16 protein-coding genes and 1 pseudogene are annotated in these 16,684 nt (G+C 51.2%); 1 reads left to right on the top strand and 16 read right to left on the bottom strand.

Going from position 1 to position 16,684, the window contains the following annotated elements:
* Nucleotides 1-235 precede the first annotated feature (235 nt).
* The 5 genes from IEY46_RS33655 to pth all read right to left on the bottom strand — a co-directional run bounded on the left by IEY46_RS33655 (nucleotide 236) and on the right by pth (nucleotide 7,404).
* On the bottom strand, nucleotides 236-1,273 hold the full coding sequence (locus IEY46_RS33655; protein WP_229750726.1) for a lactonase family protein: 1,038 nt from the start codon (nucleotides 1,271-1,273) through the stop codon (nucleotides 236-238).
* Between the two features lie 357 nt (nucleotides 1,274-1,630).
* Nucleotides 1,631-2,749 carry a peptidylprolyl isomerase gene (locus tag IEY46_RS33650; RefSeq protein WP_189000038.1) on the bottom strand — a complete coding sequence of 373 codons (1,119 nt, stop codon included), beginning with the start codon at nucleotides 2,747-2,749 and terminating at the stop codon, nucleotides 1,631-1,633.
* Nucleotides 2,736-6,263, bottom strand: a complete 3,528-nt coding sequence (mfd, locus tag IEY46_RS33645) for a transcription-repair coupling factor (protein WP_189000035.1) — start codon at nucleotides 6,261-6,263, stop codon at nucleotides 2,736-2,738. The genes IEY46_RS33650 and mfd overlap by 14 nt, the downstream gene beginning before the upstream one ends.
* A 295-nt stretch (nucleotides 6,264-6,558) precedes the next feature.
* Complete coding sequence (fin, locus tag IEY46_RS33640; RefSeq protein WP_189000032.1) at nucleotides 6,559-6,789, bottom strand: anti-sigma-F factor Fin; 231 nt, start codon at nucleotides 6,787-6,789, stop codon at nucleotides 6,559-6,561.
* 54 nt (nucleotides 6,790-6,843) lie between these two features.
* Nucleotides 6,844-7,404, bottom strand: coding sequence for an aminoacyl-tRNA hydrolase (gene pth / locus IEY46_RS33635; RefSeq protein ID WP_189000029.1), 561 nt, complete (start codon nucleotides 7,402-7,404; stop codon nucleotides 6,844-6,846).
* Nucleotides 7,405-7,583: 179 nt separating this feature from the next.
* On the opposite strand from pth, the gene IEY46_RS33630 reads away from it, so the two are divergent.
* Nucleotides 7,584-7,784 carry a hypothetical protein gene (locus tag IEY46_RS33630; protein ID WP_189000026.1) on the top strand — a complete coding sequence of 67 codons (201 nt, stop codon included), beginning with the start codon at nucleotides 7,584-7,586 and terminating at the stop codon, nucleotides 7,782-7,784.
* Nucleotides 7,785-7,941: 157 nt separating this feature from the next.
* Here the strand turns inward: IEY46_RS33630 and IEY46_RS33625 are convergent, their stop codons facing one another.
* From IEY46_RS33625 to rnmV, 11 genes and pseudogenes are all read right to left on the bottom strand, one after another.
* Nucleotides 7,942-8,577 (bottom strand): 50S ribosomal protein L25/general stress protein Ctc, encoded by a 636-nt coding sequence (locus IEY46_RS33625; protein ID WP_189000023.1) that lies wholly within the window; start codon nucleotides 8,575-8,577, stop codon nucleotides 7,942-7,944.
* 190 nt (nucleotides 8,578-8,767) lie between these two features.
* Nucleotides 8,768-10,159, bottom strand: coding sequence for a bifunctional UDP-N-acetylglucosamine diphosphorylase/glucosamine-1-phosphate N-acetyltransferase GlmU (glmU, locus tag IEY46_RS33620; RefSeq protein WP_189000142.1), 1,392 nt, complete (start codon nucleotides 10,157-10,159; stop codon nucleotides 8,768-8,770).
* 248 nt (nucleotides 10,160-10,407) lie between these two features.
* Nucleotides 10,408-10,695: a septation regulator SpoVG gene (spoVG, locus tag IEY46_RS33615; RefSeq protein WP_189000021.1), complete on the bottom strand. Its 288-nt coding sequence runs from the start codon at nucleotides 10,693-10,695 to the stop codon at nucleotides 10,408-10,410.
* Nucleotides 10,696-10,835: 140 nt separating this feature from the next.
* Nucleotides 10,836-11,228 (bottom strand): RidA family protein, encoded by a 393-nt coding sequence (locus IEY46_RS33610; protein ID WP_189000018.1) that lies wholly within the window; start codon nucleotides 11,226-11,228, stop codon nucleotides 10,836-10,838.
* Nucleotides 11,229-11,280: 52 nt separating this feature from the next.
* Nucleotides 11,281-12,111 (bottom strand): pur operon repressor, encoded by an 831-nt coding sequence (purR, locus tag IEY46_RS33605; protein WP_189000015.1) that lies wholly within the window; start codon nucleotides 12,109-12,111, stop codon nucleotides 11,281-11,283.
* Between the two features lie 83 nt (nucleotides 12,112-12,194).
* Nucleotides 12,195-13,049: a 4-(cytidine 5'-diphospho)-2-C-methyl-D-erythritol kinase gene (ispE, locus tag IEY46_RS33600; RefSeq protein WP_189000012.1), complete on the bottom strand. Its 855-nt coding sequence runs from the start codon at nucleotides 13,047-13,049 to the stop codon at nucleotides 12,195-12,197.
* Nucleotides 13,050-13,416: 367 nt separating this feature from the next.
* Nucleotides 13,417-13,590 (bottom strand): annotated as a pseudogene (locus IEY46_RS33595) (small, acid-soluble spore protein, alpha/beta type); the annotation flags it as partial.
* Between the two features lie 198 nt (nucleotides 13,591-13,788).
* Entirely contained in the window at nucleotides 13,789-14,061 is a 273-nt protein-coding gene (gene veg, locus IEY46_RS33590) for a biofilm formation stimulator Veg (protein ID WP_189000010.1), read from the bottom strand.
* 150 nt (nucleotides 14,062-14,211) lie between these two features.
* Nucleotides 14,212-15,093: a sporulation peptidase YabG gene (gene yabG, locus IEY46_RS33585; RefSeq protein ID WP_189000008.1), complete on the bottom strand. Its 882-nt coding sequence runs from the start codon at nucleotides 15,091-15,093 to the stop codon at nucleotides 14,212-14,214.
* Between the two features lie 86 nt (nucleotides 15,094-15,179).
* Nucleotides 15,180-16,070 (bottom strand): 16S rRNA (adenine(1518)-N(6)/adenine(1519)-N(6))-dimethyltransferase RsmA, encoded by an 891-nt coding sequence (gene rsmA, locus IEY46_RS33580; protein WP_189000007.1) that lies wholly within the window; start codon nucleotides 16,068-16,070, stop codon nucleotides 15,180-15,182.
* Nucleotides 16,071-16,646 carry a ribonuclease M5 gene (rnmV, locus tag IEY46_RS33575; RefSeq protein WP_189000005.1) on the bottom strand — a complete coding sequence of 192 codons (576 nt, stop codon included), beginning with the start codon at nucleotides 16,644-16,646 and terminating at the stop codon, nucleotides 16,071-16,073.
* Nucleotides 16,647-16,684: the final 38 nt, after the last annotated feature.

Here is a 16,684-nt window from a genome sequence, read left to right as displayed (position 1 = left end):
CTAAATCGGCTTCGGCATTTTGATCGACACGGATTATTTACCCATTATTTTTCTATTCTCATTCTCAGCTTTTCCATCGGCAACGTCAAGACCTTATCCGGATCCGCTGTGCTATTCTCCTTATATGGATTTTCATGAATCAAATAAGAAAAGCGCCAGAACACCACTCCCTGGAGCAGCCTTTCTAACGCTTTGTTGTGGATGTTCGTCCAAGTTCCCTTGTAGCCTTTATGTTCTACTGCACAAATACACAGACCGGCTTGGATATTCCGATCTGGTGGCCGGTGGGCAGCAGACGCCCCGTATCCTGGTCTATCCAGTAACTGACCAGCGTGTCGGATAATTGGTTTGCGGAGAGAAAGAACCGGTCATCCGGTGTAATGGTAAAATTACGCGGCTCGCGTCCGCCGCTTGTGGCGATATCCACAAGCTCCAGCCTGCCGTCTTCACTGATACGGAAGACGGCAATACTGTCATGGCCCCGGTTGGAGGCATATAAGAAACGCCCGCAGCTTTTGACTAGAATATGGGCGCAGGTGCTGGAGCCGGTGAAGGATTCCGGCAGGGTACGAATCGTTTGCAGCAGCTCGAGGTCCATATTCTGCTGTACCTGAAACACCGAAACCGTGCTGTTCAGCTCGTTTACCACATACAGCAGCTGACCGTTCGGATGGTAAGCCATATGCCTGGGACCCGCTCCGGGGGCTACAGCGGTCTGCCTCACACGCTCAAGCTTTCCTGCATCCCGGTTTATCCGGTACTGCACCAGCTCATCGGTCCCTAAATCTGCTATCGTCACATATTCATTTGTTGGATCGATAATTGCCGAATGCGGATGGGCGGCTTCCTGACGGTCGGTTTGCGGTCCCGTCCCCGTATGCTGGACATTATCCGCCATAGGCCCTACAGAACCATCCTCGGCCACTGGGAAAAGGCATATATTCCCACTGCTGTAATTAACCACAAACAGAAATTGCTCATCCCGGTCCAGAATGACATGACAAGCGGCCGTTCCGAGTGTGGAGCGTTCATTCTGCAGCGATAGAGAGCCGCTTGCCGGCTCAACGGCAAAGCTTGTCACATTCCCCGGGCGATCCCCGGTCTCGGTGACCACATACAAGCGGGTCCGCGCAGAATTCATGGTCAGATAGGATGGGTTGTCCAGCCCTTCCGTACCGGAGACCCTTTTCAACTCTCCGCTATCCGTGTTTAATTCAATCAGCGTAATTCCTTCCGCTTCCTTTGTGGAATAAGAACCGACAAACACCTGCATTTTCCCCAAATCCATTCCCTCCCTGATTTTCATCTTCCCATTCGCCCGTACTTCATTCTTGCCTTTACCCTCCAAACTCCAAGAAGAACCGGAGGTGCTGGTGAAACATTAAAAAAACTACAAGCTGCAAGAAGAACCGGCTGCGCCATTCTCTGGCGGCAAAGGTGGTTTCTTCCCTTAGACCTTATAGAAATTTGCAAGAGTGAAACTTATAAATTCTATAAGGTTAACAAAAACAAGCCCGGCCATTTAGCCGGGCTTGTCCTTCAAAGAAGAACGGCGGCTGCCACTTTAGTCGTGGCGGAGTTGGTTGCTTCTCGTAGGTGTTATTGTTATTGCTCTAGCTGCTGCAAAGCGCTACTTTGTTGGTTCTTCCTTGTTGCCGGCTGATCCTGCATCCGGAGTTTCGTCGCCGCCCGCGGCGCCATTGTCTTTGGTTCCATCGGTTTCACCATTCGTGGCACCGCCCTCGGTTCCATTGGCTGCTCCGGCATCGGCTGCCGGAAGATCAACCTTCGTGATCAGATCCGGAAGTTCTTTGGTCATAAATGTATTCAGGTTCTCGGAAGCAACGATTTGCTTCAATTCCGCTTTGTCTTCTTCGGTGAGCTTGTCGAAGGAAGTAGCCTCGCGTTTTTCCACTTTCATGACATGATAACCGTAAGAGGATTTAACCGGCTCGCCCACCTTGCCGATTTCCTGTTTGTTTGCCGCTTCTTTAAATTCAGCGACCCAGCTTTTTGCCGGTTCATTCTCGTACAAGCCGCCGTTTTCCTTGGAGCCGGTGTCGTCAGAGAATTCCTTGGCCAACGCTTTCCAGTCGCCGCCTGCATCCAGCTTCTTCTTCACATCCTGGGCAATTTTGAGCGCTTCCTCTTCTTTACGCGTCTCTTCGCCTGTCTCCGGATTAACGGTTCCGATCAGAATATGGCGTACGCTAATCACATTATAGTCATCTTTTGTTTTGTCAAATTGCGCTTTAACATCCGCGTCTGTAACCTTGCTTTCCTCATCCTTCATAATCGAGGTAATCATGGTGTAGAAATACCTGATATCCGCTTCGGTCAGACCGACCTTGTCCGCTTTGGCTTTAACTTCAGGCGTAGCATCGATCTGCTGTTTGATTTGGGTATAGAAGGTGTTGATCTCTTCTTCCAACGCTTTGTCTTCTTTGTCCCCAATGCGCGCTTTCAGGATCTTGTAGCCCACATATTCCCGCAGAAACTGTTCTTTAAGCTGCGGAATGCTCAGATACATTTCGGTTTGCGGTTGTACAATACCGAAGAAAGTCGCATATTTGTCAAACTCCTTCTCTGTAACCGTACCATCCTTATAGGTTACGATCACTTTGCCTTCCGTTTCTCCGGGAGCCGTTCCCTCTTCATTTTTCTTCTTGCCGCATCCCGCTGCCAGCACAACGACCAACATGGTCGCAAAGAGCAGCAGGACGCCTTTCTTCCAATTAGTGCGCGACATCCTGTAGTTCCCCTTTCGATTGTATGGTTTCTTTATAGTGGAGCACAAAACGTTCCAGCACTTCAAGCCTTTGATCCATTTCAAGACCTTTGCCCCTCAACTGCACCAGCGGATACGGCTCGTTGCCAGCTGAGCGTTTGATCCGGTTCTCAAATTGCAGACACAGCCGGTCGACCTTCTTTGTATCGAACCGCCGTTTCTCCGCTTCCGCGAACCTCAAGCTGATATCATCGCCCTTGCCGCTTATCTGTTCGATTCCGCAAGCCGCTCCGAGTACCTTGAGCCTGGCCACGGAAAGCAAATTATCAACCGATTGCGGTAAATCGCCAAAGCGGTCCACGAGTTCCTCGCGCAAATCTTCCGCTTCTTCAAGAGAGCGTAACGCCGCCACCTTTTTATAAATCTCTATCTTCTGTATGCTATCGTAAATATAAGCCGAGGGCAAGTACGCATCAATGCTCATATCGATAACTGTGCTCACTTCTTTTACCGGTTCCACCGCTTCGCCGCCCATATCAAGCTTGCGCTGGGCAATTTCATCGGCCAGCATTTGGGAATACAGATCGAACCCGACAGAGGCGATAAAGCCATGCTGCTCCGCTCCAAGCAGATTGCCGGCACCGCGTATGGACAAGTCGCGCATGGCGATTTTGAAGCCTGAACCCAGCTCCGTGAATTCTTTGATGGACTGCAGCCGTTTCTCTGCGACCTCCGTCAGCACTTTATCCCGCTGGTACGTAAAATAAGCGTAGGCGATCCGGTTGGAGCGACCGACGCGGCCGCGCAGCTGATAGAGTTGGGAAAGCCCCATTTTATCCGCGTCATGGACAATCAGCGTATTGACGTTCGGAATGTCCACGCCCGTCTCAATAATACTCGTGCTGACCAACACATCGGACTCGCCGTCCAGAAAGTCGAGAATCGTCTTCTCCAGCTCCTGCTCAGACATCTGGCCGTGCCCGACCGCCACGCGCGCATCCGGAACCAGCGCATGGATCTGCTCCGCCATCTGGTGGATTCCCTGCACGCGATTAAACAGATAATACACCTGCCCGCCCCGTGCCAGCTCCCGTTCGATGGACTCCCGGACAAGGGACGGACTGTACTCCACCACATAAGTCTGTACCGGGAACCGGTTCTCAGGCGGCGTCTCGATAACCGACAGATCGCGTACCCCAAGCATGGACATGTGCAAGGTGCGCGGGATCGGCGTTGCCGTCAGCGTCAGCACATCGACATTGGTTTTGAGCCGCTTTAGCTTCTCCTTATGGGAGACTCCAAAACGCTGCTCCTCGTCCACAATCAGCAGACCCAGATCCTTGAATATAATATCCTGCGAAAGCAGACGATGGGTACCGATGACCACATCCACCGTCCCCGCCTTCAGCCCCTTCATCGTATCGGTCTGTTCCTTCTTGGAGCGGAACCGGCTGAGCACCTGCACATTGAAAGGGAACCCCGAGAAACGCTCACGGAAGGTTTCGTAATGCTGCTGCGCGAGAATGGTCGTCGGCACAAGTATGGCGACCTGTTTGCCTTCTATTGCCGATTTGAAGGCAGCACGAACTGCGACCTCGGTTTTGCCATAACCGACATCGCCGCACAGCAGCCGGTCCATCGGACGCGGCGTTTGCATATCCTTCTTGATTTCCTCTATCGCACGCAGCTGGTCACGCGTTTCGTCATACGGGAACATCGCTTCAAATTCCTGCTGATAGGAGGTGTCGCCTCCGAAAGCAAAGCCGGTGGTCGCCTGACGCTCTGCATACAGCTTGATCAGCTCGTCCGCGATATCCTGCACGGAGGAACGGACCTTTGTTTTGACACGTGTCCACTCGCTGCCGCCCAGTTTATAGACCTTGGGCTCCTTCTCTTCGGAACCGACATATTTCTGAATCAGATCAATCTGCTCAATCGGCACCGACAGCTTGTCGCCACCGGCATACAAAATATGAATATAGTCTTTATGAATACCGGCAATTTCCAGCGTGCCGATACCAATATATTTGCCGATGCCGTGGTTCTGATGAACGACATGATCGCCGACCTTCAGCTCGGTATAATTCTTGATCCGCTCGGCATTATCAATCTTCTTGTCAACGCGGCGCGCTTTGCGCTGCTTCTGCGAGAACATTTCCCCCTCGGTTATGACAATAAGATGAATCGAAGGCAGCTCAAATCCGGATTGCAAATTGCCTTCGATGAGCGTCGGCGGCTCGATGCCGTAATCATTCAGAATCCGTCTGATGCGGTCCATACGCTCCGTGCTGCCGGCAAGCATCATGACGCTCGCGCCGGATTTGCGCCAGCGGTCCATCTCCGCCTTCAGCACATTCATTTGCCCATGGAAATTCTGCATCGAGCGGCAGACAACATTAAGGATGTTCTGCGGCTGCGTATGCGGAATTTGTCTTAGAAACAGAGAAAGAAACAAAGTCGGGAACGGACGGTGATATAAAATCTCGTCAGAGGGACGGGCAAGCGCAAGCCCCGGAAGGGACTTGCCGTTCTGCAGCAGATGCAGTTCCCATTCCGATTCATCCCGCTCCAGTTGGCGCCCGGTTTCAATCAGCCGTGTCGGCTCATCATAAATAAGCAGCGTGTCTTCAGGCATGTAATCGAACAACGTCTGCCTCTCCGGATACAACAAGGAAATGTACTTATAGATTTCTGTAAAATATTGATGCTCGCGGAGTCTTTCGATCTCTGCGCCCATTTCGGTGCGCAGCCGGTCCTTGGCCGTGCGGTCGCTCATCTTCAGAAGCTGCTGCTCCAGCAGCTCTGAGGCGTGCTGCGCCGCATTTTCAAACCGCCTGCTGTCAGCCAGAAGCTCCTGACAAGGAGGAACCACATACCGCTCCAGCTTCTCCACCGACCGCTGATCGGCAATATCAAACGTGCGGATCGAATCGACCTCATCATCAAACCATTCAATTCGGTAAGGATGAGCGGTAGTCAGCGGATAGAAATCGACTATTCCTCCGCGCACGCTCATCTCGCCTTTGGCTTCTACCTTGTCGGCCCGGACGTAGCCGAGCTCTACCATCTGATGTAAGAACGCTTCCATAGGCAGCGTGTCGCCTACTTTGACCGGAATGCGAGCCTCGGCCATAACGCTGCTGACCGGCAGATAACGGCGCACCCCGGAGAAAGGCACGACAACAATCCCGCGAAAGCCTTGCGACAAACGGATCAAGACATCCATCCGCTGGGCAAGCGTTTCCGGGCTCGATATGGCGGCTTCCGCAGCAACTAATTCATTCGCCGGGTAAAGCAGCACTTCATTTGGCGAAAGACATTCCACGAGATCCTCTGCGATTTTCTGCGCAGCGAACATATTGTGCGTGACAACCAGCATAGGCTGGTCCATTTCTCTGGAGAGAGCAGCAATCATCACCTGCCGCGACGATCCGGCCAGACCGGATACCAACTGTTCCCGCATTCCTTTTCGTAATCCGGACACGATGGACTGAAAATCCGTATCCGCGGCGTAAGCCTCTAGTAATGCTTTCAACGTTTACTGCACCTCGTTTCATTCCCCCAGAATTCAAAGCCCCTAAGTGAAGACCTTGCCCGGGAGGAACGATATAAATAATAAATAGAGTACCGACGGTTTACTTTCTTGAAATCAGGAGAACATTAACACGATTTGCGGTAGCGCGGACGGCACGTTCCGGGCTGAAAGCCCAAGGAAAAAGGCATCCAGACGTCTGCTCTTTCGTAAAAAGTTAAAAATCCGTTCACAAAAGGAGCCTCAGCCAATCGCCAAGGCTCTTCAGCTCCCGATCCAAAAAAAAAAGGGAGTCCTGCTACTGCAAGGGACTTGTCATAAGCACAAGCTCCGGGTTATTCTCAATCGCTTCACGGCAATAGTCGCAAACTACCTTGACCATGATATCGCCGTTTGGATTATACGCTATTATATCGCTGCGCTCTTCAGTGGTCAAGAAATGGAAGCCCAGCTGCGTCTCCGATACGAGGTGATTGTGAATAGAGCCGATCGCCGATTTGCAGTGACGACAAACGTAATGTACAGCCATATTATGCCTCCTGAAGGTTCGTTATACCCCCAGTATGCCCGCCCGGGGCAATATTTAACGGTTGAATTTGGCCATTGTCTGGTCAAAGGGGTGTTTAAGCGCAAATTCAATGGCGTCGCACGTGTCCTCGATCATCGCTGAAACCTTGTCACCTTCACCTTTAGGGAAATTAGAGAGCACGTAATCCGCAATATTCATCCCCGGCTGCGGTCTGGATATCCCCATTCGGACCCGGTTAAAGATTTGGGTGCCGGTATGTCCGATAATGGATTTGATCCCGTTATGGCCGCCCGCGCTGCCTTGATAGCGAAGCCGTATTTTGCCGATTTCCGTATCCAGATCATCGTAGACAATGATAGCGTCCTCGAGATCGGCTTTAAAATAATCCATGAACCCGCGTACCGTTTCTCCCGACAAATTCATATAGGTCATCGGCTTGATCAGTACCACCTTGGTTCCGCCCACATTTCCCTCTCCGAGGAGTCCCCTGCATTTACTTTGCGTCATACTGATTCCCCATCGTTTGGCCAGGGCATCGACGGCCATAAAGCCAATATTATGCCTTGTCCCCTGATAAGCCGTACCAGGGTTGCCTAACCCGACAATCCATTTCATGGTGATTTCAACTCCTACAATTGTTAACTGGGGGCTTTAGCCCTAAATAGAACCGAAAAAAATATTTTTTTGTAAACTTTTTGTAATGATGCAACGAATCATCCTTGGTAATTGTCATATTTATATAGACGGCAGATAGCCAGGGAATAAATTTAGTCTACATAAGGGAGACGATTTGGATGTATTTGAACGGTCAACTGATTTATGATGATTCTCATTTTCTGGATCACACGGAGCATCATGTTCCGGTTCAGATCTACTGGGGCACCGAGCATAGCGACATCGGCTTCGTCGAGCAATGCAGCCCGCAGTATGTGAAGATTAACAATGTGTTCTACAACAGAAGGCAATTTACCTTTGTTTCCCGACCTGGGTATTGAAAATAAAAACGTAAACAGCATCACGGCACGGATTACGAGCCTGCCGGACCCCTATACGCAGCAAAAAGGGCTGCAGCTTGCAGCCCTTTCACCATACTATATTTTCAGCCCCGTGACAAAGGGGCTTCTTCTGCTTTCGCTTCGCCAACCACGCCAATTATTCGGCTTCTTTCTCCGAATCCTCAGCCTTCGCCGTAACCTCAGCGCTCTCGTCTTCAGCAGCTTCAGGTTCAACCTCTTCCTTCTGCGGTGCCAGAACGGCAACCACAACCTGCTCACCATCTACGCGGGTAGAAACATTCTTGGGCAGCTTCAGATCGCTTACGAGCAAATTCTCCCCGACCAGCAGGGACGACACATCGATTTCGATAGCGTCCGGAATGGCATTCGGAAGACATTGCACGTCGATTTCATGCAGAAGCACCTGCAGGATACCGCCTTCCTTCACACCCTGCGCTTCGCCGACCAAGTCGATCCGCACCTGCGCCTTGATTTCCTCATTCATATTCACCTGGTGGAAATCAATATGCATCACATTGCGGGATAGTGAATCACGTTGTACTTCTGTCATCATAACAGGCTGTTTGCCGGCACCCGGCACGTCCACTTCCAATAGTGCATTGGGATGTGAACGCAGAATCGCAAGCAGCTCCTTCTCATCAACCGAAATACTGATTGGATTTTCCAGCTTCTTTCCGTAGACCACGCCGGGTATTTTGCCCGTATGACGCAGCTTCCGCAATTGCCCCTGTGAGCCTGACGTCCGTTGTTCCGCTTTGAAAGTTATAGCCATAAATGGAACCTCCTGAGTTTGTTCGTACTGAATGATTTGAAATGGTCGTACATAGTATATTCATATTACCCACTCCCCCGGATAATTAAACAAGCCGCATGCCAGGTCCGTGGATGACCGAAGCATGCGGCTTATAGCAGCCCTATTCAATATGTCAGATTATATGCTGCCAGGGCGGACTGCGCTCTCTTTACTCCTGCTTGGAGCTTTCCTTCTTTGCTTTGGCTCTGGCGCGAAGCTTATCCGCATAACCGGATTTGTTGACCTGACGCTCACGGGCAATGGCAACGTCTCCCTCCGCCACATCGTGCGTAATGGTAGACCCTGCAACCACGTAAGCGCCGTTCCCTATTTTGACCGGGGCGATCAGATTGACATTGCTGCCCACAAAGGCGTTGTCGCCGATCTGTGTGAGTGATTTATTATAGCCATCATAATTAGCGGTAATCGCTCCGCAGCCGATATTGACTTCTGTGCCCAGTATGGCGTCGCCAATATAACTCAGATGGGACACCTTGCTGCCCGCACCCAGCTCGGCGTTCTTGATCTCCACGAAGTCACCGATCTTGCAGCCGACTCCAAGGCGCGAGCCCGGACGCAGATAAGCGTACGGACCTACCGAGCATTCATCAGCAATAACCGCTTCGCATGTTACGGAATGCTTGACCGTGACTCTGTCGGCGATTTCGGTATCGGTAATATCCGCCTGTGGTCCAATCACGCAATCCTCGCCGATCACCGTGCGTCCGCGCAGCAGGGTGCCCGGGAGAAGAACCGTGTCGGGGCCGATTATAACATCCGCTTCTATATAGGTAGCAGCCGCATCGATAATACTTACGCCTGCAAGCTGATGCTTGCGGACAATACGGGCGCGCATGAGCTGCTCGGCTTCCGCCAGTCCGACCCGGTCGTTCACACCGATCCCCTCGGCGAAATCAGTCGCGCAGTAGGCTTCCACAACATCGCCGGCTTCCCGGATAATCTCCATCACATCCGTTAAATAATATTCGCCTTGCGCGTTGTCATTGGTTACCCGCTTCAGCGCTTCAAACAACTTGCGATTGTCAAAGCAGTACATGCCGGTATTAATTTCATGAATGGCCGCCTGCTCCGGCGTACAATCCTTCTGTTCCACGATACGCTGTACCGCGCCCGCTTCATTCCTGATAATGCGACCCAGCCCTTGCGGGTTGGGCACAACAGCCGTGAGCACCGTTGCCGCGGATTCTTTGCGGTTGTGCAGCTCCAGGAGCGCCTTGATGGTGTCAGAGGTGACCAGCGGCGTGTCCCCGTACAGGATTACCGTCGTTCCCTCTTCAGAGCCAAGCAGCTGCTCGGTTTGCAGGACGGCATGACCGGTGCCGAGCTGCTGTTCCTGAAGCACGAATTCCGCCCCATCCCCGATATAGCCCTGAACCGCTTCCGCTCCATGTCCCACAACAACCACCGTGCGTTGACAATCCGACTCTTTCACAGTCTGGAGGACATGGCCAACCATCGGCTTGCCGCATACCTGGTGGAGCACTTTATAGAGTTTCGATTTCATCCGCTTGCCTTGCCCCGCAGCAAGTATAATGGCCATTATCTTCTTCAATATAAGTTCCCTCCTGGCTTATGGATACAAAAAGTTCTAAGCTGCACATGCCTGCCTGTCTGCTATGATCTGTTTTTTTAGATGATAACCATCCTTGTAAATTTCTCTAATGAATATAGCGTATTCGGGGCAAAAAGAAAAGAGAGCCCAAAGGCTCCCTCTCCTCTTGCAGACCGGGTTGATAAAAGGGCTTGAGCATCCTGCACCCTGATCCGCACTCTCCCCAATTTCGTCAATTACGCTCCTTCTTCAATCACTTCTTCTTCCTCCGTTGCGGCACGCTCATATTCAGCAAGAACGGCTGCTTGGATTTTCTCACGGGTAGTTGAAGAAATTGGATGAGCGATATCGCGGAATTCTCCATCCGGAGTCCGTTTGCTCGGCATTGCCACAAACATCCCATTGTTACCATCGATCACACGAATATCGTGAACGACAAATTCATTGTCAATAGTGATGGATGCGATTGCCTTCATACGTCCTTCAGAATTTACACGGCGGAGTCTGACATCAGTAATTTGCACTTGTGTTCACCACCTTTGCCTATCAAAGACTTGGTGTATAATTCCACATTGCAATGCAAATTCCTTCATGTTTTTGGAAAATAAGTACCTAATTTTAAAATAAATTTTTCCAGTTCCTACAATTCGATTCCATTCGACTTTTATTCGACTTCAATCGATACAATCAGCTCTATTTCGACAAGGACATCCTTCGGCAGTCTCGCGACCTCTACTGTGGAACGAGCGGGTTTGTGGTCACCGAAATAGGATGCGTAAATGTCATTTAGCGGTGCGAACTGATTCATGTCCTTGATAAAAACCGTCGCCTTTACCACATCGGACAACGTCGCTCCTGCCTGTGCAAGCACAGCCTGCAAGTTGCGGAATACCTGGTGGGTCTGCTCTTCAATACCGCCCTCCACCAGCTGGCCGCTTGCATCCAACGGTATCTGACCGGAAGTGAACATTAAATTGCCAATTACAACGGCTTGGGAATAAGGTCCGATCGCTGCCGGAGCCTTGTCGGATGAGATAATACGCGGATTGTGCTTCATAGTTGAAATTTCCCTCCTAAAAATGATGGGACTTACGGCTCTTCCGTCGTCCCTAATGGTTTTCGAAAAAATTTCCCGGAACGATTGTCGTCTGTTTGCTTTTCATATCGACTGCCGTAAGCTTGGCGAGCGATACATAATCCTCCAGCAGCCGCTCCTCGGTCCCCAGTTCTCCTGATTCCACAAAAACCCCAACGCCAGCCACTTTGGCATTGAATTCATGCAGCAAATCCATCATTCCCTGAACGGTCCCGCCTGCTTTCATGAAATCATCGATAATCAGCACCCGCGACTGTTCCTTGAGCGCGCGGCGGGCAAGAGACATCGTCTGGATCCGTTTATTGGACCCTGATACATAGTTAATGCTCACTGCGGAACCTTCCGTCACCTTATTGTCGCGTCTGACAATCACTACGGGCAGATTCATGCAGGAAGCCGTTGCATGGGCAAGCGGTATTCCCTTGGTCTCCACCGTCATGATGACATCGATATCGGAGACGGCGAAGGCGGTTGCAAACATACGGCCTACATCGGCCATCAGCCCGGGTAAGCCAAGCATATCAGTCATATATAAGTAGCCGCCGGGAAGGACTCTCTCAGGCTGTTCCAGCTGGCGGCAAATATGATTTATAATGGAAAGCGCTTCTGCCTTGCCCATCTTCGGTGTATATTTGACTCCGCCAGCCGCACCGGCCAGCGTATGAAGTTCGCCTAGACCTTCTTCCTCAAACACCTCTTTGATAATCGCCAGATCTTCACTGATGGAAGACTTGGCAGACTGATAACGATCGGCAAAAGCTGTTAAAGAAATTAACGTATGGGGGCGGGCAAGAAGGTACTGCGTCATCTCTACTAACCGGGCACTTCGTTTAAACTTCTTCAAAGCATCATCCCCCTAGCTAAATCCGAATATTATAATGATAATATATCATTTTTATACGGATTTAATCAAGGAAAACGTATCCTTCATGTCAGCATTCTTACCACGTACACCTCTTTACAAAAACCGCGCAGTCCATTGTAAATCCGCGACACCTTCGCTTCTTTGCCGACAAGACCAAAAACCGTAGGGCCGCTCCCCGACATCAAGACGCCATCAGCGCCCAGCCGGTACATGATGTCCTTAAGCTGGAGGACCTCCGGATACGCATGCAGCGTCACCGTCTCCAGAACATTTCCCAAATTGGCGCAAACATCGGCGAAGGAGCCGCGTTCAATCGCCGAAAGCATAGCCGGGGTGGACGGGTGGTGCTTCAGCTCTGAAGCTCTGAACTTGCCGTATACATCGGCTGTCGAGACATTGATCGGCGGTTTGGCGAGCACAACCCAGCATTGAGGCGGATTGCCGATCGGTTCCAGCTTTTCGCCGCGGCCGCGCGCAATCGCCGTGCCACCGGTGACACAGAATGGAACGTCAGACCCAAGCTCCGCTCCCAGGGTACACAGCTCGTCCTCCGAGATTCCAAGCTCCCAGAGCCTGTTCAGGCCTCGAAGCGCGGCTGCAGCGTCGCTGCTGCCCCCAGCAAGCCCTGCGGCAACCGGAATTTTCTTATCCAGATGAATATACACCCCTCTGGATACATCGTAACGGTCCTTGATCAGCTTTGCCGCCTGAAAGGCAAGGTTCTTCTCGTCCAGGGGAATGTACCCTGCCTGGCTCGATATGATGATGGTGTCCCGCGGAAGCTCTTCCATTTCCAGACGGTCGGCCAAATCCACCATCGTCATAATCATTTCCACTTCATGGAAGCCATCATCGCGTTTGCGCATTACATCAAGCAGCAAATTGATTTTTGCCGGCGCTTTTTCATAAACCTTCATTAGTGTCACCCGTTCGTTGTATATAGAAGAATAGAATCTTTTTTATATTTTAACAAAAGGTCATAAGAAAAGCTAAGATGTCCTTCAAACGGGTTTCCACCGTCCTTTAGGACTCTTAGCTATCCATGGGCATACTACCCTTTTGATTTTCACGACAGAACCGTTATGGACGAGGCTCAAATGACTGCTGCCCGGACGGCGGCGTCTGCATATAGCCAGGGACGTAAGAGCTGCCCGAACCTCTTGCAGGCTGCTGCGGCCTATAGGTATACGACTGTGGCTTATAGGGATCGGGTGTCGCTTGCGCCATGTAAGTTTGCCCGGAGGGACGGTGCGCTTCAGCAGCCGGCTGCTGCTGCTGGATATGCTGCTTGGCAGCAGCCTGCTCAGCTAATTGAATGGCCCGTTTAACCATATTGCCGGCATCCTTGGCTTTGATCCCCCCCCAGCCTTCCCGCTGGACCGTTTCGTAGAATCCCAGGTCCTTCGCCAATTCATTTTTCAACTGATCGCTCATGAAGCTTCGGCGTTTGCGGCCCATGTGAATCAACTCCTCCTTCAAATCTGCAAGTTACCGTTAGTATGCTTGAATTATTTATCTTCATGCATGCGGACAACCTGTTCTCTGTTGGGATAAACCGGGCGCTTTGGCGGCATGATCCATTTCTTAAAAAGGGCAGAAAAAAGAGCACGGACTTTTTGGGGTCTCCGTACTCGAATAAGCAAATTGTTCATTCTTTTATTGCATATACGTAATGCGAACTTGGCCATCATCGCTATCTACAGTCACTTCAACGGATTCCGTTAAAATATCTGCGTAGCTATAGGAGACCCGCTTGAACGCATGCTGCTCCTCGTCAAGTTTGACAATAAATACAGAAGGGTAGATTTCTTCCAATACTCCGGTTCTTTCAATGGTCTTCCGTCGACCACCGTTTGCGCGAAGACGTATTTTGGAGCCGACATGGATTTCCAAACTGCGTTTGATCTCCATCAGTGCATTCTTAGCCATTGTCCACTACCACCTCTTTCCTTGTCCATTATAACTAAAAAGAGGTGGTTTGTCAAAAAATTATAATTATAACAGTGTGGTAAACAAATTGTCAATAATGAATAGTCTAATTTTCAGGCAAATGTATAATATTATTTGCAAAGCGGAATATTATACGGTTGGCTTGATTCCTGTCAGTGTCCTCGGCCTTGGAAGCCCGACGCGATATTTGCCTAAAGTCTCGATTCCTCCTACCCCATCGATTCCGCTTATTGTCCCATGGATCACATCGGCCAGATTAACGGTCTCCCGGATCGAGGTATAGCTGGCCTTAATGGCAACATAAACGGGATCCAGAGCATGAATAAGAATCCGGCCGGGAGAACTCGCAAAATTGGCGCCAGATTGCAGCAGCGCCTCATAATGGGATTGGCAGGCACCCGCGACGATGATCAGATTGTCGCGGTTTTTATCGTACTCCCGGGCGATGCGTACCGCGTTGACGAAGTTTTGTGAGTTTTTGTAGCTGTTAATATTCATCAGCTCATGATGCGGAGTGTTTTTGAATACGCCATCGTGACCGGTAATTACAATCACATCCGGTTTTAACTGTGGCAGAAGCCGCTGCACCAGCTCTGGCATCTGCGATTCATGCACATGAAGGCCATGTGCAGGCACTTTCATCTGGGTATACAGCTGCATGCTTTTTTTCATGTAATTGCCATCTCCATCGAGATGGAGCACTTTGCCGGGCACTTCAAAATAGGGCTGGCTTTCATTAGTTGCCCGCCTCAGCTCGCTAACATTATGAATAACCAGCTTCTCCCGCTGTTCCTTCATACGCCGCATCGATTCATTCACCTTAATGCGGACCTCTTTGGCCGCACCGGTAGTTTCCGGATGACGGACAACCGTTAAGTCGCGAATCGGAGCGTCTGCAAGCAGCCGGTAGTCCGTGCCCTTAAGTACCGCTATTTCCGGATCAAGAATGGCAACACGAAAAAGGACGTCCCCGCCATACGATTTGCGGACGACCAGGTCCCCTTGCTTCATGGGCAAATCACCTCTTCGTCTATCCTATGGGCGAACAACGCCATTGGTGCATTTTGTTGGGTCAGTGGTCCCCATTCGGGGAATGATCAGCCCGGCATACCGGCTTCCAGCAGTGCCCTGCTAAGACGCGCGAATTCCTCAAGCGACAGCGTTTCTCCCCGCCGCGTGGGATCAATGCCGCAGCTCTCCAGAAGGGGAGCCAGACGATCTCTGTTTTCTTTCCCCACCAGGGCCGTCAAGTTGTTGTAAAGCGTTTTGCGCCGCTGGGCAAAACTGCCCTGAACCGTGCGGAAGAAATGATTTTCATCGGCCACATCGACAGGAGGCCGCTTGCGGACCGTGAGCTTAATGACAGCGGAGTCAACATTGGGCTGCGGGATAAAAACCGTGTGTGGCACGATGCATACCAGCTCCGGCTCGCAATAATACTGCACTGCTACGCTGAGGCTGCCGTATTCCTTGCCTCCGGGCTTGGCCGCCATACGCTCCGCCACTTCCTTCTGAATCATGACCACAATATGCTCAAGCGGCAGCTTCTCTTCAAGCAGCTTCATGAGAATTGGCGTTGTCACATAATAAGGCAGATTGGCCACTACACTGACCCCGCTTAAACCGGCAAATTGCCGTTTGATCAAATCGCCAAGGTCAAGCTTCAGAATATCGCCGTGCTCGATATGAACATTATCCTGACCCGCGAGCACATCTCTGAGAATGGGTATGAGCCGGTTATCGATTTCCACCGCGGTCACGCGCCCTGCATGCTGGGCCAGCTGCTGGGTCAAAGCTCCGATCCCGGGCCCGATTTCCAGAGCACCCTTGGTCTCGTCGAGGCCGGCTGCCGAAACAATCTTATGCAAAATATTTTGATCGATCAAAAAATTCTGACCGAGGCTTTTTTTGAAAGAAAATCCGTATTTGTCAATAATATCGCGAGTCCGTCTTGGCGAAGCTACGTCAAACCCATCCGTTCTGCTCATTTAAGGGTTGCCTCCTTCGCTGTTTTGCTGCTCCATCGTGGTTAATGCCCGCTGGAACTCCTCCCGCGTTATGCGGAACATCGAGCAGCGCTTAAAAAACTGCTTTCCGTTCGCATAGCCGATCCCGAGCAGGTTGCCCATCTGTAGACGCCGGTTGGAGGCATTGGGGTGGACCAGCAGTCCTGCCTTCATCAGATCATCCCAGGCGATCTCCGGCAGGCTTGTCCCTTCACTGCCCGCTGCAGCCTCGGTACGCACGTTTGCGAGCGCTCTTCGTATCGCATCGGGTGATGCGTTCTCGACGCCAATATCCCCTTTGTAGCTTGCGTCCTCCTGGGGAAGAAACGCATGCTTGCAGCCCGGCACCCGCTGGGCTACAATTTTGCGGATACGTTCCCCTGCATGGTCCGGGTCGGTGAATATAATCACCCCGCGCCGCTGCTGGGCAAGCTCTACCCTGCGAAGGACATCCGCGCCAATAGCGGAACCGCCGGTTTCGATTGTTTCCGCTTCGACTGCCCGCTTGATGGCTACCGTGTCGTCTTTGCCTTCTACTACAATGATTTCCTTAATCATGCCGTCTATCCATTCCCTTCAGACAAACATACAAAAGA

It is taken from the genome of Paenibacillus nasutitermitis (assembly GCF_014641075.1).
Taxonomy (GTDB): domain Bacteria; phylum Bacillota; class Bacilli; order Paenibacillales; family Paenibacillaceae; genus Paenibacillus_Z; species Paenibacillus_Z nasutitermitis.
This window is presented reverse-complemented; position numbering and strand designations above follow the sequence as displayed.